This is a genomic window from Micromonospora sp. R311, assembly GCF_056780015.1.
On record NZ_JBSWCE010000025.1, the window covers coordinates 35,955 to 61,666 of the forward strand.

Annotated in this window: 24 protein-coding genes; 15 read left to right on the plus strand and 9 right to left on the minus strand. The window is 74.1% G+C overall.

Annotation, left to right across the window (positions count from 1 at the left end):
• The first annotated feature begins 162 nt into the window (after window positions 1-162).
• Window positions 163-972 carry an IclR family transcriptional regulator domain-containing protein gene (locus AC1WTP_RS21420; RefSeq protein ID WP_481651043.1) on the plus strand — a complete coding sequence of 270 codons (810 nt, stop codon included), beginning with the start codon at window positions 163-165 and terminating at the stop codon, window positions 970-972.
• 187 nt (window positions 973-1,159) lie between these two features.
• On the opposite strand, the gene AC1WTP_RS21425 is transcribed toward AC1WTP_RS21420, so the two are convergent.
• Together AC1WTP_RS21425 and AC1WTP_RS21430 are read right to left on the minus strand one after the other, a co-directional pair.
• Window positions 1,160-1,999: an IclR family transcriptional regulator domain-containing protein gene (locus AC1WTP_RS21425; RefSeq protein WP_481651122.1), complete on the minus strand. Its 840-nt coding sequence runs from the start codon at window positions 1,997-1,999 to the stop codon at window positions 1,160-1,162.
• Between the two features lie 34 nt (window positions 2,000-2,033).
• Entirely contained in the window at window positions 2,034-3,500 is a 1,467-nt protein-coding gene (locus AC1WTP_RS21430) for an amidohydrolase family protein (RefSeq protein WP_481651044.1), read from the minus strand.
• Window positions 3,501-3,742: 242 nt separating this feature from the next.
• Here AC1WTP_RS21430 and AC1WTP_RS21435 point away from each other — a divergent pair, with 242 nt between their 5' ends.
• The 5 genes from AC1WTP_RS21435 to AC1WTP_RS21455 are packed head-to-tail and all read left to right on the plus strand — an operon-like array spanning window position 3,743 to window position 7,942.
• Complete coding sequence (locus AC1WTP_RS21435; protein WP_481651045.1) at window positions 3,743-4,936, plus strand: CaiB/BaiF CoA transferase family protein; 1,194 nt, start codon at window positions 3,743-3,745, stop codon at window positions 4,934-4,936.
• Window positions 4,933-5,721, plus strand: coding sequence for a citryl-CoA lyase (locus AC1WTP_RS21440; RefSeq protein ID WP_481651046.1), 789 nt, complete (start codon window positions 4,933-4,935; stop codon window positions 5,719-5,721). The genes AC1WTP_RS21435 and AC1WTP_RS21440 overlap by 4 nt, the downstream gene beginning before the upstream one ends.
• 12 nt (window positions 5,722-5,733) lie before the next feature.
• Window positions 5,734-6,600, plus strand: a complete 867-nt coding sequence (locus tag AC1WTP_RS21445; RefSeq protein WP_481651047.1) for a DODA-type extradiol aromatic ring-opening family dioxygenase — start codon at window positions 5,734-5,736, stop codon at window positions 6,598-6,600.
• Window positions 6,597-6,959: a hypothetical protein gene (locus AC1WTP_RS21450; RefSeq protein WP_481651048.1), complete on the plus strand. Its 363-nt coding sequence runs from the start codon at window positions 6,597-6,599 to the stop codon at window positions 6,957-6,959. The genes AC1WTP_RS21445 and AC1WTP_RS21450 overlap by 4 nt, the downstream gene beginning before the upstream one ends.
• Entirely contained in the window at window positions 6,959-7,942 is a 984-nt protein-coding gene (locus AC1WTP_RS21455) for a quinone oxidoreductase family protein (RefSeq protein WP_481651049.1), read from the plus strand. Before AC1WTP_RS21450 ends, AC1WTP_RS21455 begins: the two co-directional genes overlap by 1 nt.
• Before the next feature lie 225 nt (window positions 7,943-8,167).
• Here AC1WTP_RS21455 and argS read toward each other — a convergent pair whose 3' ends face one another.
• Together argS and AC1WTP_RS21465 are read right to left on the minus strand one after the other, a co-directional pair.
• Window positions 8,168-9,883, minus strand: a complete 1,716-nt coding sequence (gene argS / locus AC1WTP_RS21460) for an arginine--tRNA ligase (protein ID WP_481651050.1) — start codon at window positions 9,881-9,883, stop codon at window positions 8,168-8,170.
• Window positions 9,884-10,230: 347 nt separating this feature from the next.
• Window positions 10,231-11,490 carry an ROK family transcriptional regulator gene (locus AC1WTP_RS21465; protein ID WP_481651051.1) on the minus strand — a complete coding sequence of 420 codons (1,260 nt, stop codon included), beginning with the start codon at window positions 11,488-11,490 and terminating at the stop codon, window positions 10,231-10,233.
• Between the two features lie 216 nt (window positions 11,491-11,706).
• Between AC1WTP_RS21465 and AC1WTP_RS21470 the strand changes: the two genes are divergently transcribed.
• Entirely contained in the window at window positions 11,707-14,181 is a 2,475-nt protein-coding gene (locus tag AC1WTP_RS21470; protein WP_481651052.1) for a low temperature requirement protein A, read from the plus strand.
• A 133-nt stretch (window positions 14,182-14,314) separates the two neighbouring features.
• On the opposite strand, the gene AC1WTP_RS21475 is transcribed toward AC1WTP_RS21470, so the two are convergent.
• The 3 genes from AC1WTP_RS21475 to AC1WTP_RS21485 all read right to left on the minus strand — a co-directional run bounded on the left by AC1WTP_RS21475 (window position 14,315) and on the right by AC1WTP_RS21485 (window position 16,605).
• Window positions 14,315-14,701, minus strand: a complete 387-nt coding sequence (locus AC1WTP_RS21475; RefSeq protein WP_481651053.1) for a DUF2267 domain-containing protein — start codon at window positions 14,699-14,701, stop codon at window positions 14,315-14,317.
• An 88-nt stretch (window positions 14,702-14,789) separates the two neighbouring features.
• Complete coding sequence (locus tag AC1WTP_RS21480; protein WP_481651054.1) at window positions 14,790-15,131, minus strand: MmcQ/YjbR family DNA-binding protein; 342 nt, start codon at window positions 15,129-15,131, stop codon at window positions 14,790-14,792.
• Between the two features lie 34 nt (window positions 15,132-15,165).
• A complete protein-coding gene (locus AC1WTP_RS21485) occupies window positions 15,166-16,605 on the minus strand; it encodes a nitroreductase family protein (protein ID WP_481651055.1) in 1,440 nt (479 codons plus the stop codon).
• 255 nt (window positions 16,606-16,860) lie between these two features.
• Between AC1WTP_RS21485 and AC1WTP_RS21490 the strand changes: the two genes are divergently transcribed.
• The 3 genes from AC1WTP_RS21490 to AC1WTP_RS21500 all read left to right on the plus strand — a co-directional run bounded on the left by AC1WTP_RS21490 (window position 16,861) and on the right by AC1WTP_RS21500 (window position 20,171).
• Window positions 16,861-16,983 carry a 50S ribosomal protein L36 gene (locus AC1WTP_RS21490; RefSeq protein ID WP_447139279.1) on the plus strand — a complete coding sequence of 41 codons (123 nt, stop codon included), beginning with the start codon at window positions 16,861-16,863 and terminating at the stop codon, window positions 16,981-16,983.
• Window positions 16,984-17,110: 127 nt separating this feature from the next.
• Window positions 17,111-19,579 carry a PEP/pyruvate-binding domain-containing protein gene (locus AC1WTP_RS21495; protein WP_481651056.1) on the plus strand — a complete coding sequence of 823 codons (2,469 nt, stop codon included), beginning with the start codon at window positions 17,111-17,113 and terminating at the stop codon, window positions 19,577-19,579.
• Between the two features lie 4 nt (window positions 19,580-19,583).
• On the plus strand, window positions 19,584-20,171 hold the full coding sequence (locus AC1WTP_RS21500; protein ID WP_481651057.1) for a TetR/AcrR family transcriptional regulator: 588 nt from the start codon (window positions 19,584-19,586) through the stop codon (window positions 20,169-20,171).
• On the opposite strand, the gene AC1WTP_RS21505 is transcribed toward AC1WTP_RS21500, so the two are convergent.
• Window positions 20,069-20,356: a hypothetical protein gene (locus AC1WTP_RS21505; protein ID WP_481651058.1), complete on the minus strand. Its 288-nt coding sequence runs from the start codon at window positions 20,354-20,356 to the stop codon at window positions 20,069-20,071. The two genes, AC1WTP_RS21500 and AC1WTP_RS21505, sit on opposite strands and share 103 nt — an antisense overlap.
• A gap of 314 nt (window positions 20,357-20,670) precedes the next feature.
• Here AC1WTP_RS21505 and sigJ point away from each other — a divergent pair, with 314 nt between their 5' ends.
• The 4 genes from sigJ (at window position 20,671) to AC1WTP_RS21525 (ending at window position 23,773) form a co-directional block, all read left to right on the plus strand.
• Entirely contained in the window at window positions 20,671-21,555 is an 885-nt protein-coding gene (gene sigJ / locus AC1WTP_RS21510) for an RNA polymerase sigma factor SigJ (protein ID WP_481651059.1), read from the plus strand.
• Window positions 21,556-21,809: 254 nt separating this feature from the next.
• Window positions 21,810-22,223 (plus strand): RlpA-like double-psi beta-barrel domain-containing protein, encoded by a 414-nt coding sequence (locus AC1WTP_RS21515; protein ID WP_481651060.1) that lies wholly within the window; start codon window positions 21,810-21,812, stop codon window positions 22,221-22,223.
• Window positions 22,224-22,238: 15 nt separating this feature from the next.
• Window positions 22,239-22,835, plus strand: a complete 597-nt coding sequence (locus AC1WTP_RS21520; protein WP_447139274.1) for a cell wall protein — start codon at window positions 22,239-22,241, stop codon at window positions 22,833-22,835.
• 71 nt (window positions 22,836-22,906) lie between these two features.
• Complete coding sequence (locus tag AC1WTP_RS21525; protein ID WP_481651061.1) at window positions 22,907-23,773, plus strand: MauE/DoxX family redox-associated membrane protein; 867 nt, start codon at window positions 22,907-22,909, stop codon at window positions 23,771-23,773.
• A 96-nt stretch (window positions 23,774-23,869) separates the two neighbouring features.
• Here the strand turns inward: AC1WTP_RS21525 and AC1WTP_RS21530 are convergent, their stop codons facing one another.
• The gene (locus AC1WTP_RS21530) at window positions 23,870-24,442 is read right to left on the minus strand and encodes a hypothetical protein (RefSeq protein ID WP_481651062.1); all 573 of its coding nucleotides are present in this window, start codon (window positions 24,440-24,442) and stop codon (window positions 23,870-23,872) included.
• Between the two features lie 188 nt (window positions 24,443-24,630).
• Here AC1WTP_RS21530 and AC1WTP_RS21535 point away from each other — a divergent pair, with 188 nt between their 5' ends.
• Entirely contained in the window at window positions 24,631-25,650 is a 1,020-nt protein-coding gene (locus tag AC1WTP_RS21535; RefSeq protein WP_481651063.1) for an ornithine cyclodeaminase family protein, read from the plus strand.
• Window positions 25,651-25,712: the final 62 nt, after the last annotated feature.

Genomic DNA, 25,712 nt, shown 5'->3' on the forward strand with positions numbered 1-25,712 from the left:
GCTTCTCCGGCGCACTGTCAAGAGGTGGTTCGGTGATCCGGTCGTATCGCCGAATTGGCCGGCGGTCCGTCACGCGGACAGCGGTACGCCCGGCTAGGCTCGGGGCGCGGCGCCGGCTCGGTGCCGTGCCCGAACGTGTCAGCCGACCAGCAGGAGCCGCAGATGCCTCGTCGCGACGACGACCCCAACTTCATCGAGGCGGTCGCCCGCGGGTTCGACGTCATCAAGGCGTTCCAGCCGCACCGGCCGGTGATGACGTTGAGCGAGGTGGCCGCCGCGACGGGCCTGGCCCGCCCGACCGCCCGCCGGATCCTGCTGACGCTCGAGTCGCTGGGTTACGTACGCGCGCTCACCGGCGGCTTCGCGCTGACCACCCGGGTGCTCGAACTCGGCCTGACCTACGTGCAGGCGCTGGGGCTGTGGGACGTGGCCCGCCCGCACATGGAGCGACTGGTCGCCCGGACGGGGGAGTCGTCCTCCGTCGCCCAGCTGGACGGGTCGGACATCGTCTACGTCGCACGGGTCGCGGTGCCCAAGATCATCGCGCTCTCGGTGAGCATCGGCACCCGGTTCCCCGCACCGCAGACGTCGCTCGGCAAGGTGCTGCTGGCCGGGCTGGAGCTGGACGAGCTCGACCGGCGGCTGGCCGAGCCGAGCCGGTCCGGAGTGGAGCCCCGCCGGAAGCTGGACCGCGCGGAACTGGACCGGACGCTGCGGGAGGTGCGGGCGAAGGGCTGGTCGTTGACCGACCAGGAGCTCGCCGCCGGCATCCGCTCGGTGGCCGCGCCGCTGCGCGACGGCGCCGGCAAGGTGATCGCGGCGCTGAACGTCACCGTGCACGCCGCGGAAACCCCGGTCGAGACGCTGACCGAGGAGTACCTGCCGCTGCTCCTGCAGGCGGCGAGCGACATCAGCGCCGACTTCGCGCTCTTCGACGCGATCCCGCGCGTGCCGGCGCTCTCCACGGCCTGAGGTGCGGGTGTCCGGGCCCGCTCCCGGCGCCCGCGGGCGGGGCGGCACGCCACGCCGAAGCCCGACGCGGGCTGGTCCTCCCCGTCGGAGGTCCCGGGCGTCGGGCCGATGCGGCGGCCGGCGCGTGTCACACTCGCCGCGAGCCGATCGTGGACAGCTGTCCGTATGACGGACGCGCTCGGCGCGATCACCCGCTTCCGGTGGGGACGGGCCGGCCGCCGCCGGCCGTGGCCTCCTGGACGAGCACCGGAACGCTGTCGAGCAGGGCCCAGTCCCGGCTGATCTCGGCCGCGGTGTGGAGCAGGCGCGGCAGGTGCTCGTCGGTGAGCTGGCGCACCGACGTCTCCGCGGCGTGCACGGTGACGTTGACGGCGGCGACCACCCGACCCTGCCCGTCGCGGACGCCGGCGGCGACCGACCGGACGCCCGGCGCGAGGTGCTCGTCGGCGAGCGCCCAGCCGCGGGCCCGCACGTCGCGCAGCGACGCGTCGAGCGCGCCCCGGTCCGGCAGCCACCGCGGGGTGACGCCGGACCGGCCGGGCAGGGCGAGGGCCCGGTCCAGGTCGGCGGGGGAGAGCGCGGCGAGCAGCACCTGACCCATCGCCGTCGCCGGGGCGGGGAAGCGGGTGCCGATGGTCACCGCGAGCGTGATGATCTTCGGGACGGCGACGCGGGCGACGTAGACGATGTCGCCGCCGTCGAGCTGGGCCATGGATGAGGACTCGTTGGTCTGCCCGACGAGCCGGCGCAGGTGCGGTCGGGCGATATCCCACATGCTCAACGAGTTGACGTACGCCATGCCGAGCTCGAGCACCCGCGGGGTGAGCGCGAACCCGCGCTCGGCGGAGCGGACGTAGCCGAGTTCGTCCAGGGTGATCAGGATCCGGCGGACGGTCGGCCGGGCCAGCCCGGTCGCCGCGGCGATCTCGCTGAGCGTCATCACCGGCCGACCGGGCCGGAAGCAGCGCAGCACGTCGAGGCCACGGGCCAGCGCCGCGATGAAGTCCGCCCCCGCCCCGCGCGCCATCACCACCCGCTCTCCGCCGGTGACCGTCCCGCGGTCAGTGCTTCCACCGGGCCGAGCCGGCGTCCCACTCGGTGTACGTGTAGGGGTTCTCCTGGATCTTGGTCTCCGGGACGTCCGGGTTCATGCCCATCACCCAGGCCTCCTGGCCCAGCTCGCCGACCAGGTACTCGATGGTCTGCTCCACGCTGCGCCGGGCCTTGGCCAGGTCGACGCCGACGAGCCGGTGGTCGTGCTTGACCACGCGGCCGTTCACCACGACGGTGTGCACGTCGCCGCGCTGGGCCTGGAACGCGACGTGGCCGTAGGGGTTGAGGATCGGGAACATCACCGGCGAACGGTCGTTCTTGATCAGGACGAGGTCGGCCTTCTTGCCCGGCTCCAGGCTGCCCACCACGCCGTCCAGGCCGAGTGCCCGGCTGCCGCCCCGGGTCGCCCAGTCCACCACCTGCTCGGCCCGCAGCCGGCAGTGGGTGACGGTGTCCTGCCGGGTGTGCGCCTCGAGGTGCTCCCGGGAGCGGTCGGCGCCGAGCGTGGTGCGCATCGCGGAGAAGAGGTCGCCACTCCACCACACGCTGGTGTCCATCGACAGCGACACCGGGATGTCGTGGTGGCACAGCTGCCAGGTGGGCGGGTAGCCCTGGCCGGCGCTCTGCTCACTCTCGGTGGAGACCGACACGGAGCCGCCGGTGGCGGCGATCCGGTGGTACGAGTCGGCGGTGAGGGTGGCGGCGTGCACGTACACCGTCGACGGGGTCATGAAGCCGTGCTCGTGCATCAGCCGGATGCCGTCGTCGTTGGTGGCGCCCCACACGCCGGCGTGGGTGGTGACCGGGACGTCGAGCTCCCGGGCGACCTCGAACGCCGTCTTCTCGGGGAAGGCGGGGTCTCCGGTGACGTCGAAGGCCATCTGGAGGCCGAGCATGTCGTCGCGGCTGTGGAACCGGCGGTCGACGAAGTCGCGGAACTCGGGGCTGGTCGACCATTCCCACGGGCCCTGCTGGATGTTGCCGTAGGCCAGGACGAACCGGCCGGGCACCTCCCGCAGGGCGTCCACCGCCGCGTCGGCGTGCTGGGTGGTCCGCAGGCCGTGCGACCAGTCGACGGTCGTGGTCACCCCGGCGTCGATCGCCTCGATGGCGGCGAGCAGGTTGCCGGCGTACACGTCCTCCGGCCGGAAGAGCCTGCCGGACTCCAGGTAGTACCAGACGAAGTACTGGGTGAGGGTCCAGTCGGCGCCGTAGCCGCGCATCGCGGTCTGCCACATGTGCCGGTGCGTGTCGATCATGCCGGGCATGAGGATGCCGCCGGACGCGTCGATCTCGACGGCGCCCTCGGGGGCGGCCAGCCCGATGCCGATCTCGGCGATCCGCTCGCCCACGACCAGCACGTCCGCGCCGGGCAGCACCCGGTGGGCGTCGTCCATGGTGAGGACCAGTCCGTTGCGGAACAGGACGGGGCGGTCGGGCTCGGGACCCGTCGAGCCTGGTTCGCTCGTGCTCATTGCAGTCAACTCCCCACGGTCGTCGGACGGCGGACAATAGTCCGTACCACGGACAGCCCGCAGAATGGCGCAAGTCTGGAGGGCGGTCAGAAAGGTGTCAAGACGTGCCGGAGGAGTTCGTGCATCATCCGTACCGCAGCGGACAGGGGCCTTTGATGCGGGGTCGACCGGTTGACACGGGTCGGCCGGGCTTCGATACTCAACCGCGCGGACGGATGTCCGCATGACGGTCAGGAGTGGATGTGGCGACGCCGGAGCAGCGAGACGGCAATGATCCGAAACCAGCGCCCGGCCCGTTGGCCGGGCTACTGATCGCCGATTTCTCGCGAATCCTGGCCGGGCCGTACGCCACCATGCTCCTCGCCGACCTCGGCGCCGAGGTGGTCAAGGTGGAGGGCCCCGCCGGCGACGACACCCGCACCTGGATGCCACCGGTACGCGACGACGTCTCGACGTACTACCTCGGTATCAACCGCAACAAGCGGTCGATCGCCCTGGACCTGCGCGACCCCGGGGACCTGGCGGTGGCCCGGCGGCTCGCCGCCCGGGCCGACGTCCTCATCGAGAACTTCAAACCGGGTGGGCTGCGCCGGTTCGAGTTGGACTACGGGTCGGTGGCGGCCGGCAACCCCGGCGTCATCTACGCCTCGATCAGCGGGTTCGGCACCGGCCCGGGCGCCGCGCTGCCCGGCTACGACCTGATGGTGCAGGCCATCTCCGGGCTGATGAGCCTGACCGGGGATCCGGACGGCTCGCCCTACCGGGCCGGCATCTCGGTGTTCGACGTGATGACCGGCATGCACGCCACCATCGGCATCCTCGCCGCGCTGCACCACCGCGACGCCACCGGCCGCGGGCAGCACGTCGAGGTCAACCTGCTGTCGTCGGCGCTGTCCGGCCTGGTCAACCACAGCAGCGCGTACGTGGCCGGGGGAGTCGTGCCCTACCGGATGGGCAACGCCCACCCGAGCCTGTTCCCCTACGAGCCGCTGCCCACCGCCGACGGCGAACTCATCGTCATCGCCGGCAACGACGGCCAGTTCGCCAAGTTGTGTGCGGTGCTCGGCGTCCCGGAACTGGTGGACGACCCCCGGTTCGGGCGCAACCAGGACCGGACCGCCAACCGCGAGCAGTTGCGGCCGCTGCTGGTCGAGCGGTTGACGACCCGGACGAAGGACGACTGGTTCCGCGCCCTGATCGCCGCCGGCGTGCCCTGCGCCCCGATCAACACCATCGACGACGGCGTCGCGCTCGCCGACGAACTCGGCCTGGAACCGGTCGTCACGGTCGGCGACGGTGAGCACGCCGTGCCGAGCGTCCGCAACCCGATCACCTTCTCGGTGACCCCGCCGCGCTACCAGCTACCGCCACCCGGACTCGACGAGCACGGCGCCGAGATCCGCAAGTGGCTGTCCGAGGAGCAGGAGGACCAGTGAGCACCTTCCCGACGTCGATCGGCACCTCCGACGCGGACCACATCCGCCTGCTCGGCCAGGATCTCGCCGCCGACCTGATGGGCCGCGTCGGCTTCGGCGAGCTGGCCTTCTGGCTCGTCGCGCGCCGCCGGCCCACGCCGTCGGAGGTGCGGGTCTTCGAGGCGGTGCTCGTCGCGCTGGCCGACCACGGCTTCACCCCGACCGCCATCGCCGCCCGGCTGACCTACCTCAGCGCCCCGGAGTCGCTGCAGGGAGCGCTGGCCGCCGGGCTGCTCGGCGGCGGCTCCCGCTTCCTCGGGGTCACCGAGGACTGCGGCCGGTTCCTCGCCGACACCCTGGCCGGCGTGGCCGGGCCGCTGCCCACCGACGACGCCGGCTGGGACGCCCTGGCCGACACCGCCGTCAGCGCGGCGCGCGCCGAGCGCCGGTTCGTGCCCGGCCTGGGCCACCCGGTGCACAAGGTCCAGGACCCGCGTACGCCCGTGCTCATCCGCATCGCCGACGAGGAGCGGCTGCGCGGGCCGCACCTGCGGCTGTTCGAGGCGATCGGCCGGGTGCATCCGCGGGTGCTGGGCCGGACCCTGCCGCTCAACGGCGCCGGGGTCTGCGGCGCCGCGCTCGCCGACCTGGGCCTGCCGGTCGACCTGCTGCGCGGGTTCGCGCTGCTGGCCCGTGCCGCCGGCCTGCTCGGCCACCTGGCCGAGGAGCGGCGCACCCCGATCGGCATGGACGTCTACCTGACCGTCGACCGCAACGCCACCTACACCACCCCCGACCCGTCCTGAGAGGAGCCGTCCATGGCCGAACTGGTCGCGGTAATCGCCTCCACCCACCATCCGTTCTACTACCGGGCCAGCACCGCGCAGGGCGAGGACCGGCCGCCGTTCGCCGACGAGTGGGTACGCAAGATCACCGCCTTCCGCGAGACGCTGACCCGGGCCAACCCGGATGTGCTCGTCATGGTCGGCTCCGACCACTTCCACCAGCTGTGGCTGGACAACATGCCGCAGTTCCTCATCGGCAAGGCGCCGTTCTACGACGCGAACTGGTACAACGAGGAGCGCGAGTTCGGGCTGCCCCGGATGCTGCTCAAGGGCCAGGAGGAGCTGTCCGGCTACCTGCTGCGGGAGGGGCTGGACGCCGGCTTCGACCTGGCGTACAGCAACGAGCTGCGCATCGACCACAGCATCACCTGCCCGATCATCACCCTGCGGCCCGAGGCCGACCTGCCGATCGTGCCGGTGTACACCAACATCTTCGCCCCGCCGCTGCCCCGGCCGAAGCGCTTCGTGCAGCTGGGCCGCACCATCCGCGAGCTGATCGAGTCCTGGCCGAGCGACCAGCGCGTCGCGGTCATCGGCACCGGGCACCTGTCGCTGGAGCTGGGCGGGCCCCGCCAGTTCGGCGAGCACGGCCCGGACCCGGAGTTCGACCGCAGGGCGGTGGAGTGGATCGCCGGCGGTGACCTGGAGGGCTGCCTGTCCGAGGTCACGTTGGACAGCCTGCACGCGCCGGGCAACGCCACCCACGGCTTCATGGACTTCATGCTCATGATGGGCGTCGCGGGGGAGGGCGCCAAGGCCGACTACGTGGACACCCTCGACCTGTTCCACACCATGGAGGCCTACTTCACCTGGTACCCGAAGGGAGCGCCGGCGGCATGAGCAGGTACCTGCTGAACAAGTTCCTCTACACCGTCGACCGCGACCCCGAGCTGGTCGAGCGCTACCGCGCGGATCCGCGCGGCACGGTGACCTGGTGGGAGGCCGAACGCGCCAACCAGATCCTGAACTGCCACGTCCCCGAGGCCAGCACCTGGCTGCGCTTCACCGACGAGGAACGGGCGGCGCTCGCCGGGCACGACTACGTGAAGCTGTTCGAACTGGGTGCGCACCCGTTCCTGACGCTGACCCTGTTCATCGCGATGTTCGAACGCGACCACGCCGAACCGCTGGGCTTCCAGAAGGAGTACGCGCGGCGGCTGGCGCACTTCTCCCTGCCCTACCCGGACATCGCCACCTGATGCGCGCCGTCGTCATCACCGAGTGCGGACGGCCGCCCGTCGTCGAGCGTCGGGAACCGCCCCGGCCCGGCGACGGGCAGCTGCGGGTGGCGGTCGCCGCCGCGCCCATCACCCCGCTGGACGTGCTGTGCGGCACCGGCACGTCGTACTTCGGCGCGCCGGCCGTGCCCTACGTTCCCGGCGTGCAGGGCGTGGGCCGGCTGGACGACGGGACGCCGGTCTGGTTCTCCACCACCGCCGGGATGCGTCCGGGCGACGGCAGCATGGCCGAGTACTGCGTCGTACCGGCGGCCGACGTGGTGCCGCTGCCCGACCACGTCGACCACACCCTCGTCGCCGCTCTCGGCCTGTCGGCGGTCGCCGCCTGGATGGCCCTGACCTGGCGCGGCGAACTGCGCGCGGGCGAGCAAGTGCTGGTCCTCGGCGCCGGGGGTGTGGTCGGTCAGGTCGCCCTGCAGGTGGCGCGGCTGCACGGCGCCCGGCGGGTGGTCGCCGCCTGCCGCTCCACCGCCGCCCGGGAGCGCGCCCGCAGGCTGGGCGCGGACGCCGTCGTCGCGTTGACCGAGGGCGACGACGTGGAGTCGCTCGCGGCGCGACTGCTCCCGGCGTGTGACGGACCCGTGGACGTCGTGCTCGACCCGCTGTTCGGGGTGCCGGCCGCCGCGGCGCTGCGCACCCTCACCGGGCACGGCCGGCTGGTCAACCTGGGCAGCGCGGCCGGCGAGCACGCGCCGTTCGACTCGGCGACCCTGCGCAGCCGCTCGCTGCGGGTCCTCGGCTACACCAACAACGAGCTGAGCAGCGAGCAGAAGGCGCAGGCGGTACGGACCGTCGCCGGTCACGCCGCCGCGGGGCGGCTGGTCCTGGACTACCTGACGACCCCGCTCGCCGAGGCCGCCGACGCCTGGGCACGGCAGGCCGACGGGCGCGCCACCGGCCGGATCGTGCTGACCCCCGGCGGTGCGGCGGGCCGGGACACCTGACCCGCCGCCGCGGCCGACCCTCGCGGCGGTGCCGGCGGGACGGCACCCCGCCGGGCCGCTTGTGCTGAGGCGGAATCCCGATCCGCCCTGGTCCGCGCGTTCCTTGGGCGTACTTCAGCTACCCGGGAGATCGCCGGCGGCGGATCAGCGCGGGGACCGGCGGCCTGGCTGGCCGGTTGCCGATGGCAGGCGTCGGTCCCGGGCTCACCATCGAGAGTGGATGACTCACAGCCGCTCCGGGGTGCGGATGCCGAGCAGGTGCAGGCCCTGCCGGAGGACGCGGGCGGTCAGGTCGCAGAGCACCAGCCGGCTCTCCCGGAGCGGCGGATCCGCGCGGAGCACCGGGCAGCGCTCGTAGAAGCCGCTGAAGGTGGTGGCGAGCCGATGAAGGTAGCCAGCCAGCTGGTGGAACTCCAGGTCGTGCTGTACCGCATCCACCACCGCCGGGAAGCCGATCAGCTCGATGGCGAGGGCCCGCTCGGCCGGCTCGGCGAGCCGCACCGTCGTCCCGGCGGTGCCGCCACCGGCCCGCCGGAAGATCGACCGGATCCGGGCGTACGCGTACTGCAGGTACGGGGCGGTGTTGCCGTCCAGCGAGAGCATCCGGTTCCAGTCGAACACGTAGTCCCGGTTGCGGTCGGTGGACAGGTCGGCGTACTTGACGGCGCCGATGCCGACCGCCCTCCCGACCTCGTCCGCCGCGCGGTCGTCGAGGTCGGGATTCTTCCGCCGGGCCAGCTCGGTGGCGCGCGTGACCGCCTCGTCGAGCAGCGCCACCAGTTTCACCGGGTCGCCGCTGCGGCTGCGCAGCATCCGTCCGTCCGGTCCGAGGACGGAGCCGAAACCGACGTGCTCCGCCCGGGCGGGTGGCTGGAGCCAACCGGCCTGCGCGGCGACGGCGAAGACGAGGTCGAAGTGCTGCCGCTGGGGCCGACCCACGACGTACAGCAGCCGGGTGGCGCGGACGTCGGCCGTGCGGTGCCGCAGGGCGGCCAGGTCGGTGGCGGGGTAGCCGTAGCCGCCGTCGGACTTGCGGACGATCAGCGGCAGCGGCTGGCCGCCCCGACCGGTGCTGTCGGGTGGGAAGACGCACGCGGCGCCGCCGCTGTCCCGCAGCAGTCCGAGCCGGTCCAGCTCCGCCACCACCGGCGCGAGCAGGTCGTTGTAGCGGCTCTCGCCCTGGAAGTCCGCGTCGGTCAGCGTGACGTCGAGCCGGTCGTAGACCTGCAGGAAGTACGCCGTCGACTGCTCGACCAGCAGCCGCCACAGCCGTCGCGTCCGCTCGTCGCCGCCCTGCAGGGCGACCACCCGTGACCGGGACCGCTCCCGGAACCCCTCGTCGGCGTCGAACTTGGCCCGGGCCGCCTTGTAGAACGTGTCGAGGTCGCCGACCGACAGTTCCCGGACCGCCTCCGCCTCGCCCAGGTCGAGCAGGTGCTCGATGAGCATGCCGAACGGGGTGCCCCAGTCGCCGAGGTGGTTGGCCCGGACGACCCGGTGGCCGAGCCACTCCAGCAGCCGCACCGTCGCATCCCCGATCACCGTCGAGCGCAGGTGGCCGACGTGCATCTCCTTGGCGACGTTGGGTGCCGAGTAGTCGACGACGACGGTCTCCGGCCGGCTGGTGACCGGCACCCCCAGCCGGGGGTCGGTGGCCATCCGGGAGACCAGCCCGCCGAGTGCCGCGTCGGACACGGTCAGGTTGATGAAACCGGGACCGGACACCTCCGCCGCCGCGCAGAGGTCGGCGAGGTCGGCCCGGTCCAGCACCTCGACGGCGATCTCCCGGGGCGGGCGGCCGAGCCGCCGCGCCAGCGGCAGGGCCGCGTCGGACTGGAAGTCGGCCCGCTGCGACCGCCGCACGACGGGGTCGACCGGACCGCCGGTGACCGCGGCGAACGCCGGCGCCAGCCGGTCGGCCAGCAACTTCTCCAGATTCATCGGTACGCCGATCTCGCTCGGACCCGCGCTGCCCGCGGGTCGCTCGGATGGGATCCGTACGGATCGACGCGACGGCTCGGATGGGACCGGCGGATCGATCCGCCCGGTCGCAGAGGTGACGTCAGCCCAGGCGGTCGGTGACTCGCACGCGAGCCACGGATCGCCGACGTCGCTCCCCGCCGTTCGGCAGGGCGCACCGGCACGCGGTGCCGGTGGGCGCGACGGAGCCACTCATGCCGCGCACCCTACCGGCCGGACCCGCCCGGCGGCGATCCGATATCGGCCCCGCGGCCCGGCCCGGGTCGGCGGGCAGGTCCCCCGTCCTACCGGCCGCGGCGGGTCCGGTCCTACCGGCCGCGGCGGGGCGCCGGTGCGGCGACGGCGGCGGGGCCGAGCCGGTGCCCGCCCAGCGGATCGGCCAGCAGGTCGGCGAAGGCCAGTTCGGCCGCCCCGACCAGGGTCGCGTCGTCGCCCAGGCCCGAGACGGAGAGCCGCACCCGCTCCCGGGAGACCGGCAGCACGTTCTCCGCGATCCGCGCGCGGACCTGGGCGGCCGACCCCCGGTACACGTCGCGGAGCATGCCGCCGAAGATGACCATGCCCGGGTTGAACAGGTTGATCAGGTTCGCCACCCCGATGCCCAGCCAGTCGCCGATCCGCCGCAGCGCGTCCCGGGCCACCGGATCGCCATGCTCGGCGGCGTCGACGACGGCGCGGACCGCGTCGCGACCGATCAGCTCCGCCGGCCGGCCGGCCGCATCGAGCAGGGCCCGCTCACCGACCTCGGCCTCCAGACAGCCACGGGAGCCGCACCCACAGGGCCGGCCGTCGTACGGGTTCACCATCATGTGCCCGAGTTCGGCGCCGTACCCGCCGTCGCCGTCGAGGAGGTCGCCGTCGACGATGATCCCGCCCCCGACGCCGACGTCGCCGTGCAGGTAGATGAGGTTGCGCACGCCCACGCCGGCGCCGCGCTGGTTCTCCGCCATGGCGCCGAGGTGGGCCTCGTTGCCGACCAGCACCGGCAGGCCGAGGCCGAGCCGGCGGCCCAGTTCGGCGCCGAAGGCCTGATCCACCCAGCCCATGTCCGGTCCGAATCGGACCATCCCGTCCGAGGGCCGGATCATCCCGCAGTAGGAGGCCCCGACGCCGACGCACACCGAATCGGCCGGCGCCCCGTCGTGCAACTCGCGGCCGAACTCGGCCAGCACCCCGACGACGATGTCCAGGTCCGCTCCGGCACGGGAGCGGACCGCCTCGCGCCGGTCCGTGATCGTGCCGCCGAGCCCGACCCGGGCCGCGGCCAACCGGTCCACGGCCACGTCGAAGGCCAGCACGTGGACCCGGTCGGATTCCGGCCGGACCACCACCGAGGGCCGGCCCGCCCGGCCGGTCGACGACAACCCCGCCTCGCGGACCAGACCCGCCGACGCCAGGTCCGCGGTCAGCGCCATGATCGTGCTGCGGTTCAGCCCGGTCCGCGCGCCGAGCGCTGCGCGGGACAGCGGACCGTGCAGGTGGACGTGCCGGAGCAGGGCAGCCAGGTTGCGCCGACGGATCTCCTCGGGAGCGCGTCCGTCCTCGCGCGGCATCCGGCTCTTGAGCATCACGAGAACCCTGGTCGGCTGGTGGAAACCTACGCGCAAAGATACGCGTCGCGGAAAGCGTTGACCACGGCGCGGGTACGACACCGTCACTCGCCGGGCCGCTACCGGCCGGTGTGACCGCGCAGATCGTCGGGTGGTCGGCGGACGGGCGCCGACCGGTGGGGCACGCTTTCCGGATCTCCTGTCCGCCCAGCCCGGCCTTGGCAGAGTGAGGGCGTGGCGGACAAGGGGCCGAAGGTGGCGGCCGGCCGGATCCAACTGGTCGGGGAGTCCAGCGCGGTCAGCCGCCTGGAACTCTTCCTCGACCTGATCTTCGTCTACGCGTTCATCAACGTGACCAACATGGCCGCCGCCCACCTCACCGTGGCGAACGTGCTGCACGGCGCGCTGTTGCTGGTGCTGCTCTGGTTCTGCTGGATGTCGTACTCCTGGCTCGGCAACGCCGTCCGGGTGGACCGGGGCGTCATGCCGCTGATCATGTTCAGCCTGGCGGCGGTGGTCCTGGTGATGGGGGTGGCCCTGCAGGAGGCGTTCGCCGACGAGCCGGGCGGCCTGCCCGGTCCGCTGACGTTCGTGGTCTGCTACCTGATCATCCGATCCGGCACGCTGCTGATCCTGACGATCGTCAAGTGGTCGGATCCGGCCAGTCGTCGCGGGCACTTGCGGCTGTGGCTACCTCTGCTGGCCGCGGCGGTGGTGCTGCTGGCCGCCGCTCTGCTGCCCCGGCCCCTGGGCGAGGGCAGCGCGGCGGGGGAGTGGGCCCGTTTCTGGTTGCTGCTGCTCGCCATCGTGGTGGAGCACGGCGGGGCGGTGGCGATGCGACTGACCGCCTGGCCGATCCTCTCGATCAAGCACTGGACCGAGCGGTTCCACCTGATCATCCTGGTGGCGTTCGGCGAGATCATCATCTCGGCCGGGATGGGCCAGGGCGTCGGCACGGCAACCGCGGTCAGCTGGGGAGTGGTGGGCGGCATGCTGCTCAGCGCGCTGCTCGTGGGCGTGCTCTGGTGGACGTACTTCGACATCGCCCGGTTCGCCGCGGAGGACGCGCTGGAGCGCGCGTCGGGCCGGGCCCGGGCCCTGCTCGCCCGGGACGCGTACACCTTCCTGCACCTGCCGATGATCGCCGGACTGATCCTGCTCTCCCTCGGGCTCAAGCACACCTTCAACGGCCTCGCCTTCGAGGCGGCGCCGGACGAGCCCGGGCTCGGCCTGGTCAGCCTGTACGGCGGGGTGGCGCTCTACCTGGTCGGCCTGATCGCCTTCGAACGCCGGACGATCGGCCTGCTGGGCCGCGGGCCGATCGCCGGCGTCGTCCTGGTGCTTCTGCTGGCCCCGCTGGCGGCGCACGTGCCGGTGGTGGTCCAACTCGGCCTGCTGGCCGCGGTGGTGGTCAGTCTGGTGGTGCTCGACCGCACCGTCTTCCGGGTCAAGCACCGGACGCTGCACCGGGCGATCGAACCGGTCACCGAGCGGTTCAGCGGCGTCACCCCGAAGGAACTCTTCCTCGACCTGGTCTTCGTCTTCGCCTTCATCGAGGTCACCGAACTGATGACGGCGGCACCCAACTGGCGCGGGCTGCTGCAGGGCCTGGCCGTGCTGGTCCTGCTGTGGTGGTCCTGGGCCTGCTACGCCTGGCTCGGCAGCGCGTTCCGGACGGAGAACGCCATCGGCCGGTTGCTGCTCCTCGGCGCCGCGGCGGCCATCCTGATCATCGCCATCACCGTGCCGGTGGTCTTCGCGGACCTGCCCGGCGGGCTGCCCGGGCCGGTGGTCTTCGTGACCTGCTACGGCATCGTCCGGGCGGTGAACTTCGGCGCGTTCTGGATGATCAGCCGCAACGATCCGGCGTTCCGGGGCCAGCTGGTGCGGCTCGCGGTTCCGTCCGCCGTTGCGCTCGCCCTGCTGTACACCGCGGCCGTCGTCGTGCCGGCGACGGATACCGGGTTGTTCCAGCCCGTCCGGGCCGCCCTGTGGGTGGCCGCCATCCTGGTCGAACTCGGCAGTGGCTATCTGCTGAACGCCCGGCACTGGCCGGTCCGGTCCGCGGAACACTGGGCCGACCGGTTCGGGCTGATCATCCTCGTCGCGCTGGGCGGCGCGATCGTCTCGACCGGGCTCTCGCTCAGCAACCGTGGCGTCTCCACGATGATGGTCCTCGCCGCGGTGCTCGGCCTGGTGCTGATCGCGGCGCTCTGGTGGGCGTACTTCGACGTCGATGCCACCGCGGGGCAGCGGGGCGTGCAGAGCCTGCAGGACGGGCAGCGCAGTCGCCTGGCGCTCGAGGCGTACACGTACGCGCACCTCGTGATGATCATGGGGATCGTGCTGGTCGCGCTCGGGCTCCGCAAGACGGTGGCGGAGGTCGAGCGGTTCGCCGGACCCGTCGGATGGGACATGCCCCACCTCACCCTCTACGGCGGGGTGATCGTCTTCCTGCTCGGCGACAAGCTCTTCTGGTGGCGCATCATGCACCGGATCCGTCCGCTCCGGGTGGCCGAGATCCTGACGCTGATCGTCCTGACGGCGGTGTGCACCCGGGTGTCCCGGCTGGCGGGACTGGCTGTCCTAGCCACCGCGCTGACCGCCTTCGCGCTGGCCGAGGCGATCGGCACCCGCGAGGTGCGGCGTGCCCTGCAGGAGCCGCTGGTGCCGGAGTCGCCCCCGTCGCGCCCACCACATCGGCCGTGAGCGCCCGACCCTCGGCACCGAGGCGCGCTCCAGGCGCGTGGTGCGGCAGAAGCTACCGCCTCGGCATTCGACGGCGAGGCGCGGCGGGGCGGCGGGTCACCGTCCCGGAGCCAGGGGGCGCGACCTGCGCCGGTCACGGCGAGCGGGGCACCGGCTCGGCCAGGGCCCGCAGGTCCGCCGGCAGTTGCGCCATCGCCTCCTCGAACTCCGTGTGCCCGACCACCCGGTGCAGCGTCTGCAGGACGGCCCGCACGCCGCGTTCCGCGACGTCGCTCGGCACCCGGGCGCGCTCGGCGACCCGGCGCAGGAACTCGTCGTACCCGAAGACCTCCGGATCCTCCGTGCCCTTGACCAGCAGTGGGCGCAGCTCGGCCGCCACGTGGTCGGCCAGGTCTGCCGCCTCGCCGCCGCTGATCCGCTCCGCGAGGGTCTGCAGGGCGGCCTCGGTCAGGGATTGCGCCGTCTCCGCCGGTACGCCCGCCCGTGCGGCCACCTTGTCGAAGAACTTCAGCTCAGCCATGCCCCGTCCTTCCCGTGCCGGAGACAGCGTGGCTACCCGTGTCGACCGGCGGCAAACGAGGGCCCTTCGTACGCCTGTCCGCCCCGGCTCAGTCGCCGAGCCGTTGCCGGGCGAGGAACTTCGGCACCACCATCCGCCACGCCTCCGTCACCAGCTCGGTCATCTGGTCGTGGTCGAGGCGGGCGAGGTGGCAGCACACCCAGTTGAACCGCAGGTCGGAGGTGCCGGGCAGGAAGAACAGCTCCGGCTCGGCGGCGATCAGGCCGTCCCGCTGCTCCTTCGGGTAGCCGAAGCCCATCGTCCGCTCGTCGCGGGAGAACGCGACGTAGACGATCGCGCCGACCCGGAACTTGATCCGGTCGCGGATCACGTGCTCGCTGCTGCGGGGCAACGTCCGGGCCAGCGCGCGGACGTCGGCGACGGTGACCATGCGGACCACCGTAGCGACGCCCCCCGGCAGTCCGTCAGGACCGGCCGAGGCGGGGCACGACCGGGCGGATCTCCACCGGCGCGCCGGGCCGGCCCCCGGCGCGCGAGCGGTACTCCGGGACCCCCACGCAGGTGAAGAGCAGCGCCGCGAGGTCGGCCGGCTCGGCCAGCAGACCGGGCACCTCCGAGTCGATGAAGGTCATCCCCGACGCGCCCGCGCCCAGGGCGTACGCGGCCAGGTGCAGCCGGCCCTCGACCAGCCCGGCGGCGAGCTGGGCGTCGCGGTATCCCCGGTCGTCGAGCGCCGACAGCGGCGTGGCCGCGATGACCACGTACGCGGCGTCGCCGGCGAGGGACTGGTCCAGGCAGACCCGCAGCAGCTCGTCCCGGAGATCCGTGGCCAGCAGCGGTCGGGCCAGGTCGGGCCACCGGTAGAGGCCGGGTGCCACGTCCTCGACGCCGTGCACGGCCACCCAGTGCGGCACCTGCACGCCGCGCAGGGCGGCGGCCATCGGCCATTCCAGCGCGGCGCGCGGCAGCGTCCGGGACCGGTCCATCCGGCGCTGCGATCCGCGCCGGCGCACCACCTCGTCCAGGGTGTCCGACGGTGGGAAGCCCGGCAGTGCGGCGGCCTGCGGCCACGGCGCGCCGAGGTCGTCCCGCTCGCCCGCGCGCTGCGCGGCGGTGCACAGCGGCAGCTCGACCGGCGGCAGCTCGCCCGGGGCCGCCGGCCCGGTGGGTCCGATCGCCGGCTCGCCGTCGCCGAGGGAGAGCAGGGCCAGCGGGTACTCGTGCACCCCGTCGGCGCCGACGAGGGCCCGCACCACGGCGTCCGGGAAGAGCGACCGTAGCCGTGGCGGGATGCCGGCGCTCGCGGCGGCCGCCGACAGCTGGGACAGCAGCGTCCCGGCGTCCCAGTAGAGGTGCCGCCACCCCCGCTCGGTGTAGCGCCAACCGGTCCGCCACGGCACGCCCGTCACCACGAGCGTGGTGACCGTCCCGGCGGCGGCGGGGCCGACCTGGACCAGCGCGTGCCGCGCCGCGTCGTACCAGTGCACGCCGTCCGGGACTCCGGCGACGCCACGGGTGCTCGCGTAGACCTCGAGCGGGAAGCGCGCCCCGGCGGAACCGGCGGCGCGGTAGTAGATCGGACGCCCGTCGCGGCGGGCGGTGCGGACCACGCCGGCGCCGAGGAAGAGCACCCGGCCGAGCTGCGCCGCGTCCAACGGCCGCGCCGGGCAGGCGACGCCCGCGAGGACGGCCGTCGCCGGCACGCCGGGGTCGGGCAGGTCGCGCGGCAGCGCCACGACGGGAAGGCCGTCCGGGTAACCCTTCATCGGCGGGGGCAGGGTCGCCGGGTCGTTCGGGACGAGGTCGCGGCGGACCCGGGGGTCGTCCACCGGCACGTTCCACTCGCGGCTCGGCAGGTACGAGGTCAGCCGGTGCAGCAGCCCGGCGCCGGAGTCGAGGTCCACCCGGCCATCCTGCCAGCCCCCACCGCGGCGGTCGGCCGCTGCCGGGCCTGGCGGGACACCGCCGAGCGGGCTTCGCCCCGGGCGGACGGCGGCGCCCGCGAGGTGACGAATGACCGGTGTGCCGCCGGGTACCCGAGCCGGGTTACGTCGAAGATCGCCCACCGTCGTCGCGACGCCTGCCCGGCCGTCCCCGGTCCGCTGCCGTCGCCCGCGGCGGAGGCCCGGGATCCGGCGATCAGGAAGGGGTGTTCCGCCATGAAGGTCAGAAGCTCGGTGCGGGGGTTGAAGCGGAAGGTGAACTCGATCGTGGTGCGCCGCAGGGGCCGGATCTTCGTGATCAACAAGGCGGACCGGCGCCAGAAGGCCCGCCAGGGCTGACCGGAACCGACGGCGCCACCCCTCCGGGGCGAGGGCGAGCACCTCGCGGCAGGCTTCACATTGCAGTTGCATCGTGAAACAGGTAGCGTCTTTCGCAATGCAACTGCACTGCAAAAGAGGTGTCCGCATGCGGGTGATCGCGCTGTCCGAGGTGACCGGCGACCTGGTCGACCTGGTCGGTGGCAAGGCGGCCGGGCTCGGTGAGCTGATCCGTTCGGGGGAACGGGTGCCGGAGGGCTTCTGCGTCACCACCCTCGCCCACGACCGGGGGGTGATCCCGGAGGCCGAGGTCGCCGAGGCGTACCGGCGGCTCGGTGGCGGCCCGGTGGCGGTGCGCTCCAGCGCGACCGCGGAGGACCTCCCGGACGCCAGCTTCGCCGGGCAGCAGGACACCCTGCTCGGCGTCACCGGGCTGCCCGAGGTGCTGGCCGCGATCCGGCGGTGCTGGGACTCGCTGCACCACCCGCGCGTCGTCGCCTACCGCGACGCCCACCAGATCGACCACGAGTCGGTGCGGATGGCCGTCGTCGTGCAGCGCATGGTCGAGCCGGCGGTCGCCGGGGTGCTGTTCACCGCGAACCCGCTCACCGGCTGCCGCACCGAGCAGGTGGTGGAGGCCGCCCCGGGCCTCGGCACGGCCGTGGTCGACGGCGCCACCGCGGTCGACCGGTACGTCCTCGACGACGCGCCGCCCGCCGCCGCGGGGCCGCTGACCGCCGCCCAGCTGGCCGAGCTGCGCGAGGTCGGCCGCCGGCTCCAGGCGCACTTCGGCGCCCCGCAGGACGTCGAGTGGGCGTACGACCGCGACGGCGTCCACTGGCTGCTGCAGTCACGGCCGATCACCACGCTGTTCCCGCTGCCGCCGGACACCGGGAAACCCACCCCCCGGGTCTACCTGGAGTTCGGCCACGTGCAGGGCATGCTGCAGCCCGCGACCCCGATGGGCATGTCCAGCCTGAAGGCGCTGGTGGCGGGGATGCTGGCCGCGTTCGGGCTCACGGTGGAGGTCACCGACATCGGCGGGCGCCTGTACGGCGACCTCACCGACCTGGCCCGCGACCGGGCCGCCCGCAAGCGGCTGGTCAAGCTGATGGCGGTCGACTTCGGCCCGCGCGCGCAGGCGGTGATGGAGCACGTGCTCGCCGATCCGCGGTTCGCCCCGCTGCCGGGCGCCACCCGCCGCGCGGGGTCCGTCCCGTCCCTGCGCACCGGCCTGCGCGCCGTCACCGGGGTCACCCGGTCGCTGGCCCGGCCGGACGCCGCCCGGCTCCGGTTGTTCCAGGAGGTCGAGCGGCTCAGGCTCCGCTCGGCCGCGCCCGCCGGGCTGCGCACCGCCGCCGAGCGGCTGGAGTTCGTCCGCGCCCAGGACCCCTCGGCCGGCCCGTACGACATCGTCTGGCCGATCGTCGCCGGCATGCTCGCCGCCGCGCTGCCGCCCACGCTGCTCGCCGGGGTGGCCAGCCGCGACGAGATCAACACCGTGCTCGGCGGCATGCCGCACAACGTCACCCTCGACATGGACCTGGCGCTGTGGCGGCTGACCCGACACGTCGGCGACCACCGCGACCTGCTGCTCACCACCCCGCCCGGGGAGCTGGCCGCCCGGTACGCCCGGGGGGAGCTGCCGGACTTCGGGCTGGCGGAGTTCCTGGACCGCTACGGCCACCGCGCGGTCGCCGAGGTCGACCTCGGGGTGCCCCGCTGGGACGAGGACCCGACGCCGGTCTTCGCCATGATCGCCAACTACCTCCGGGTCACCGACCCGGAGCAGGCGCCCGACGCGCGTTTCGCCCGCGCCGCGGCGACCGCCGAGGCCGCCCTGGCGGACATCGTCGCGCGGGCCCGCCGCCGCCGGCCGGTCCGCGGCCGGCTCGCCGGGTTCCTGCTGCGCCGGGCCCGGTCGCTGGCCGGCCTCCGGGAGGCCGGCAAGTTCGCCGGCCTGTACCGGTTGCGGGAGATGCGCCGGCAACTGCTGCTCATCGGCGCCGACCTGGCCGAGCGGAACCTGCTGGCGCAACCGGACGACATCATGTTCCTGACCCTGGACGAGACGCACGCGGCCGTGCACGACGGGGCCGACCACCGGCCCACGGTCGCCGCCCGCCGGGCGGTGCACCGGCGGGAACTGCGCCGGCGCAGCGTTCCGGTGGCCGTCCTCTCCGACGGCACCGACGTCGAGGCCGTCCTGCCCGCCACGCCGGCCGCGGACGGCGCCCTGCGCGGCGTGGGAGCCGCCGCCGGCCGCGCGACCGGGCCGGCCCGGGTCGTCCACGACCCGGCCACCGCGCACGTCGAACCCGGCGAGATCCTGGTCGCGCCCACCACCGACCCGGGCTGGACGCCGCTGTTCCTCACCGCCGCCGCGCTGGTCACCGAGACCGGCGCGGTGATGGCGCACGGCCCGACGGTGGCCCGCGAGTACGGCATCCCTGCCGTCATCTGCGTCCCGCACGCCACCCGCCGGATCCGCACCGGACAACTGGTCACGGTCGACGCCGCGGCCGGGACGGTGACCGTCGCGGACCCCGCCGCCGGCGTCCCCGCACCGGCCGGGGTCGCGGCCGATCACCGGCACGACCGCACCGTGACAGCATGAGGCCATGCCGAAGAAGGTCGACCGCCACGAGCGGCGCACGCTCATCGCCGACGCGTTGATGCGGGTCGCCGCCCGGCAGGGGCTGGAGGCGGTGAGCCTGCGTCACGTGGCGACCGAGGCCGGTGTCTCGCCCGGCATGGTGCAGCACTACTTCCGCACCAAGGACGAGATGATGACCTTCGCCATGGGCGTCGTGCGGGACCGTGGCCAGGCCCGGATCACCGACGCGGTCAGCCGGTTGGGCGATGACCCGTCGCCCCGCCAGCTGCTCCGGGCGATGATCACTTCGCTGCTGCCGCTGACCGAGGAGTCGCGCGCCGACGGGCGGGTCGCCCTGGCCTTCCTGGCCTACACCGCGGTACGCCCGGAGGCCGCCGCCGGCATGCGCGAGGAGACCGGGCAACTGGTGGAGTTCGTCGCCGGTCTCCTCCCGGCGCCCCGCCGGGACGCGGCCGCCGGGGTGCTGGCGCTGATGGAGGGGCTGGGCCTCTACCTGCTCGGCGGGCAGTACACCGTGGAGCAGGCACTGGCCGCGCTGGACGACCACCTCGACATCGTCTTCGGCGCGGCGGACCGGGCACCGGCCGGCTGACCCTGCCGCACCGCGTTGACGGCCGCCAGCAGCGGCGCCCCGACGAGGAGCAGCCCGACGGCGAGGGTGCCGGCGACCGGCACGGTGGTCAGCAGATAGGCCAGCGCGCGCCACGGCCACCAGGAGAGCAGGTAGTGAGGGCGGCGCAGCGTCGCGGCCAGGTGCGGCGGGTCCGGCGGTGTCATGCGGCAGACGCTGATCGGGGCCGGGGCGCCCACCCCAGCCGTCTGGGCGTAGCTTCCGGGTATGGCCAGCCCTACCCGGGCCGACCGGCCCAGGCGCCGGGCCTGACCGGCGCGGCCGGTACGGTGCTGTTCCGGGCTGGGCCGAACTCGTCTCCGGCGTCGAAGCGATGCCGCCGGCGGCGGTCTTTCCGCTGGTCGCCGGGTGGGCTGCGGGTGCTGGGGCGTTCGCTGCCGGGCCGGAATCCGGTCCCCCGGTCACATCGCCCGGCCGCGGCGGGTCCTAGCGGTACGACCCCGCGAGGAAGGCGTGACAGGTGGACGAGCGCGAGTGGCTGACGGAGCGGTTCGAGGAGCACCGGACGCGGCTGCGTGCGGTGGCCTACCGGATGCTCGGTTCGGTGAGCGAGGCCGACGACGCCGTCCAGGAGGCCTGGTTGCGGGTCAGCCGCGCCGACGCCGGCAGCGTGGAGAACCCCGCGGGGTGGCTGACCACGGTGGTGGCCCGGGTGTGCCTGAACATGCTTCGCTCACGCGCGGCGCGGCGGGAGGAGCCGCTCGACGTGCGGGTGCCGGATCCGGTGATCAGCCCGGATTCCGGCCTCGACCCGGAGCAGCAGGCGGTGCTGGCCGATTCGGTCGGGCTGGCGCTGCTGGTGGTGCTGGAGACGCTGACGCCGGCCGAGCGGCTCGCGTTCGTGCTGCACGACATGTTCGCGGTGCCCTTCGAGGAGATCGCGCCGATGGTCGACCGGTCACCGGCCGCGGCCCGCCAGCTCGCCAGCCGGGCCCGCCGCCGGGTGCGGGGGCAGGCGCCGGCGCCCGACCCCGACCTCGCCCGGCAGCGGGCGGTGGTCGACGCGTTCTTCGCCGCCGCCCGCGACGGCGACTTCGCCGCGCTCGTCGCCGTGCTCGATCCCGAGGTGGTGCTGCGCGCCGACGGCGGGGCCGCCCGCGCCCACCGGCGGGTCGTCGTCACCGGCGCGCGGGCGGTGGCCGGGCAGGCGGTCACCTTCGGGCGGCTCTCCCCGTTCGCCCGGCCGGCGCTGGTCAACGGGGCCGCCGGGGTCGTGGTGGTGGCCAACGGCCGGCCGCTGTCGGTCATGGGCTTCACCGTCACCGACGGCCGGATCGTCGCCATCGACGTGCTCTCCGACCCGGACCGGCTCGCCGCGCTCGACCTGACCGTGCTCGACCGCTGACCGGCGTGCCGGGCGGGCGTCCGGGTGACCCGCCGCTGGCGCTCGCGGTCAGGACTGACCGAGGTTGACGGCCGAGACCCTGGTCGCCGCACGCCATCAGCGCCGCGCATCACCGGGTCGGGTCCGAATCCGCCCACCACGCGCTCCGTAGGAAAGCTACCACTCCACCGTTGACTTTGGTGATTTATGCCACAACAATCAGCGTCTATATAGACACTGATCGTTTTCGATCACGTTCCTGGAGGGAGGTACCCATGGCAGCTCTGCGAGGTGAGGTGTCGTGGTTCTGCTGCGGCAGCGCCTGGGGTCCCTGCGGCTCGGCCGGCGGCGGCGCCTGTGGCACCTGCAGATCCGGCAACTACCAGCACGCCTGGCCGAACACCTCGGACGCGTGCCTGGCCATCACCCGCCCGCACGCCTGCGGGATCACCGGGATGAGCCGCCGCGGCTGCGGCTTCCGGCACTACACCACCAACCTCTGCAACGGCGCCCGGATCGGCACCACGATCGCCGACTGCGGCCCGCAGACCGACCTGTTCTGCGGCGAGCGGACCTGCTGCGGCTCGGCCTGCGGCAGCAACCGGATCATCGACCTGACGCCCGCGGCGTACAGCGCGATCGCCAGTCTCTCCGCCGGGCTGCGGCCCTGCTCGGTCGACACCGTCTGAACGGAGGGCACCACCATGCACCAGACCCTGGACCGACGGCGGTTGCTCGCCACCGCCGCGCTCGGCGGCGTGGTCGGCGCCACCGCGCTCGGCTCGCTCGCCCCCGAGGCCGCCTTCGCCGCCGAGGCCTCCGCCGTGGAGCCCGGCGCACCGGACCCGAACTTCGCCGAGGGCCGGATCAGCAAGATCTCCGGCAGCATGCTGCTGGTCACCGGTTCGGACACCGTGCTGCACTCGATCCGGATCACCGACGGCACGAGCATCTGGAAGCTGCACCCGACCACGTTCGACCGGGTGGCCGTCGGTGACGGGCTCTACGCCCGCGGCGTCCGCCTGCCCGACGGCACGCTCGCCGCGGACGCCGTCTGGGTCAACATCGTCAACCTGCACGGGCACATCGCCGCGGTCGGCCGCAACGTGCTGCACCTGGACCACAAGGGCCAACGAATCGTCGCGCACGTGGTGCCGGACCGGTCCGCCGCGGTCTACAACGGGACGCCGGCGGTGAGCGACATGTCGCTGCTGCGGGTCGGCCGGCACGTCCAGGTGCTCGGCGCCTGGCATCCGGACACCAACGAGATCGACATCGCCACCGTCTACGCCGCCGCCTGACCCGCGCGGCACCCCGGGCGGTACGGGGCCGCCCGGGGCGCCGCCCGCCGGACCACCCGATGGGAGAACCCATGATCGACATGATCGCGGCGCTGCAACCGCTGGTCGTCGGTGCCGTGCTGATCTGGTCCGCCCGCGTCAAACTGTTCAGCCGGCACGCCGCCGCGGCCGCCCACCGGTCGGCGCTGGCCTGGCTGCTCGGAGAGCGCCGGGCGCTGCCGGCGTACCGGCTGCTCGGCGCCGTCGAGCTGACCCTCGGCGGGCTGCTCCTGCTGCCCCCGGTGCTGCGGCTGGAGGCGGTCGCCGCGACCGCGCTGGCCGTCGGCTTCCTCGGCTACCTCGGCTACGCCCGCCGGGCGGCGCCGGCCTCCTCCTGCGGGTGCCTGAGCGCCCGCGCCACTCCGGTCTCCGGCCGCAGCCTGGCCCGGGCCGGGCTGCTGGTGGCGGCGGGCGGCCTGGCCGGCCTGGCCGGGACGGGCTGGGCGGGCGCGCTGGCGGCCCGGCCGGCGGCCGGCGCCGCGGTGCTGCTCGCCGAACTGGCCGCGGTGGTGGCGCTCTCGCCGGAGCTGGACGCCGCCTGGCTGCTGCCGCTGCGCCGGCTGCGCGCCCGGCTGACCCATCCGCTGCGCGGCGGCTCCGGGGTGCCGCTGCTCGCCACCGTGCAGCAGCTCCAGCTCAGCGACGCCTACCGCCGGGTGGCGGCGCTGCTCCGCTCCGATGTACGCGAGCACTGGGACGACGGCGAGTGGCGCTTCGTCGCACACGCCGCCCGCTACCAGGGCCGCCCGGTGACCGCGGTCTTCGCCGTGCCGCTGGCCGACCCGGAGCCCGGCGCGGTGCGGGTCGCCCTGGTCGACGACGTCACCGGGCACACCCTGGTGAGCCTGGCCGGTACCGCGCCGCCCGCCGGCCCCCGGCTCTCCGTCGTCCCGGCCTGACGCCGGCGCCGGCACCTGGATCGGCTCCGGGCCGCCGGTGCCGGTACGCCGCGAGGGCGGCACCCGGTCCGGGTGCCGCCCTCGTCGGGGGCGTCGTCACTTCAGGAAGGGCAGCCGCCGCACGATCCGCAGTCGGGTCCAGTACCGGCCGAGGCCGAGGGTGTTCCCGGCGGCGGTGAGGGCGAGCACCGCGAGGACGCCGGCGTAGACGAGGTGGTCGTCCATGAAGGGGTTGTTCTCCGGGGGCAGGACGGCCGTCCACATCATGACCAGGAGCAGGGCGCCGGCCGCGGCGGCGATCCGCACGCCGATGCCGAGCAGGAGCGCCGTGCCGATGGCGGCGAGACCGACCATGAAGAGCCAGTCGGCCCAGGCGGCTCCGGCGAACGACCGGTAGAGGTCGGCGAACGGGCCGGCGACCGCGTTGCCGAGGAAGCCCCTGGTGGGGCTGCCGCCGTTGATCCAGGCCTTGGCGGCGTCGGTCGAGTGGCCCAGGCCGAACATCTTGTCCAGGAACGCCCAGAGGAAGGTCCAGCCGAGGGCGAGGCGCAGGCCGGCGAGGGTGTAGCGGGTCGCCCTCTCCCGGGTGGTCTCGGCCGGGACGGCGACCGCCCGGTGGGCGGTGGTGGCGGTGCGGTTGACGGTCGGACGCTCAGCGATGGCGGTCATTGCGCCTGCTCCTCTCACTTCTTGTCTACGACTCGATTCCACCGGTTCCGGCCCGCCGCGAGCAGTGCCGGCGGACCACAGTCGACGGGACCTTCGACCCCCGCCCGCGGGACCTCCGCCGGCCGGGGTGTCACCCGGCGCGGACTAGCCTGTGATGTCCCGCCAGCCGTCCACCCCCGGAGCCGCCCGTGTCCGAGTCCGCCGCGCCGACCGTCGCCACCTTCGCCGGGATGAGGCTCGTCGCCGCGGCCGAGGTCGCGGCGACTCCGGTCCGGGCCGCGGTGGACGCCCTGGAGACCGCGCTGTCCGAAGGCCTCGACCCGGAACGGCAGCCGCCCCGCTCGCGGCTGGCCACGGCGGCCGGCGAACTGCTGGTCATGCCGGCGACCAGGGACGGGTACACCGGCTGCAAGCTGCTCACCAGCACCCCCGACAATCCGGACCGCGGCCGGCCGCTCATCCAGGGGGCCTTCCTGCTCTTCGCCGGGTCGGAACAACGCCCGGCGGCGCTGATCGACGGCGCCGCGCTGACGAACCTGCGCACCCCGGCGATGTCCGCGCTCGCGGTGCGGCACTTGCTGCCGCCCACCGCCGGCGAGCCGTTGCGGCTCACCGTGTTCGGGGCCGGCCCGCAGGCGCTCGGCCACGCCGCGGCGCTGCTGGCGCTGCACGACGTCGCGGAGCTGACCCTGGTCGCCCGCGCCACCGCCCGGCGGGACCGGCTGGCCGCGCGGCTGGCCGGCACGGGCGTGCCCGTCGAGCTCCGCGACCCGGGCTCGGCCGCCGAGGCGGTGAGCCGGGCGGACGTGATCTGCTGCTGTACCAGCTCCGCCACGCCGCTCTTCGACGGTGCGCTGGTCCGGGCGGACGCGGTGGTCGTGGCGATCGGCTCGCACTCGCCGCACGCCCGGGAGGTGGACGACACGCTGGTCGCCCGCTCGCACGTCGTGGTCGAGTCGCGGGCCAGCACCCTGCGGGAGGCGGGTGATGTCGTCATCCCGCTGGCCGCCGGGGTGCTGCGGGAGGACGAGCTGATCCCGCTGCACCACCTGGTGACCGGCCGCGCCCGGCTGCCCGCCGGTGGACCACGGTTGTTCAAGGGGACCGGTATGCCCTGGCAGGACCTTGCCGTCGGGGTCGAGGTCTACCGCACCCGGCCGGCGCCGTCGCCCGGCAGCGGGTTCGCCCACGGCACGCCGCCCGGTTGAGCGCCGGGTGGGGGACGCGGTGCCGGTCCGGTCCACCAGGAGCGGAGGCGGCGGCGGTTCGT

Bases quoted from the DNA above. Each gene is read 5' to 3' on its own strand.
- AC1WTP_RS21425 (WP_481651122.1), bottom strand. From the start codon at position 1,999: ATGGCGCGCGGGGCGGGGGCGGACTTCATCGCGGCGCTGGCCCGTGGC.
- AC1WTP_RS21500 (WP_481651057.1), top strand. From the start codon at position 19,584: ATGCCGAAGAAGGTCGACCGCCACGAGCGGCGCACGCTCATCGCCGAC.
- AC1WTP_RS21450 (WP_481651048.1), top strand. From the start codon at position 6,597: ATGAGCAGGTACCTGCTGAACAAGTTCCTCTACACCGTCGACCGCGAC.
- AC1WTP_RS21420 (WP_481651043.1), top strand. From the start codon at position 163: ATGCCTCGTCGCGACGACGACCCCAACTTCATCGAGGCGGTCGCCCGC.
- AC1WTP_RS21520 (WP_447139274.1), top strand. From the start codon at position 22,239: ATGCACCAGACCCTGGACCGACGGCGGTTGCTCGCCACCGCCGCGCTC.
- AC1WTP_RS21445 (WP_481651047.1), top strand. From the start codon at position 5,734: ATGGCCGAACTGGTCGCGGTAATCGCCTCCACCCACCATCCGTTCTAC.
- AC1WTP_RS21480 (WP_481651054.1), bottom strand. From the start codon at position 15,131: ATGGTCACCGTCGCCGACGTCCGCGCGCTGGCCCGGACGTTGCCCCGC.
- AC1WTP_RS21455 (WP_481651049.1), top strand. From the start codon at position 6,959: ATGCGCGCCGTCGTCATCACCGAGTGCGGACGGCCGCCCGTCGTCGAG.
- AC1WTP_RS21530 (WP_481651062.1), bottom strand. From the start codon at position 24,442: ATGACCGCCATCGCTGAGCGTCCGACCGTCAACCGCACCGCCACCACC.
- AC1WTP_RS21490 (WP_447139279.1), top strand. From the start codon at position 16,861: ATGAAGGTCAGAAGCTCGGTGCGGGGGTTGAAGCGGAAGGTGAACTCG.
- AC1WTP_RS21430 (WP_481651044.1), bottom strand. From the start codon at position 3,500: ATGAGCACGAGCGAACCAGGCTCGACGGGTCCCGAGCCCGACCGCCCC.
- AC1WTP_RS21465 (WP_481651051.1), bottom strand. From the start codon at position 11,490: ATGCTCAAGAGCCGGATGCCGCGCGAGGACGGACGCGCTCCCGAGGAG.
- AC1WTP_RS21495 (WP_481651056.1), top strand. From the start codon at position 17,111: ATGCGGGTGATCGCGCTGTCCGAGGTGACCGGCGACCTGGTCGACCTG.
- AC1WTP_RS21515 (WP_481651060.1), top strand. From the start codon at position 21,810: ATGGCAGCTCTGCGAGGTGAGGTGTCGTGGTTCTGCTGCGGCAGCGCC.
- AC1WTP_RS21475 (WP_481651053.1), bottom strand. From the start codon at position 14,701: ATGGCTGAGCTGAAGTTCTTCGACAAGGTGGCCGCACGGGCGGGCGTA.
- AC1WTP_RS21505 (WP_481651058.1), bottom strand. From the start codon at position 20,356: ATGACACCGCCGGACCCGCCGCACCTGGCCGCGACGCTGCGCCGCCCT.
- argS (WP_481651050.1), bottom strand. From the start codon at position 9,883: ATGAATCTGGAGAAGTTGCTGGCCGACCGGCTGGCGCCGGCGTTCGCC.
- AC1WTP_RS21525 (WP_481651061.1), top strand. From the start codon at position 22,907: ATGATCGACATGATCGCGGCGCTGCAACCGCTGGTCGTCGGTGCCGTG.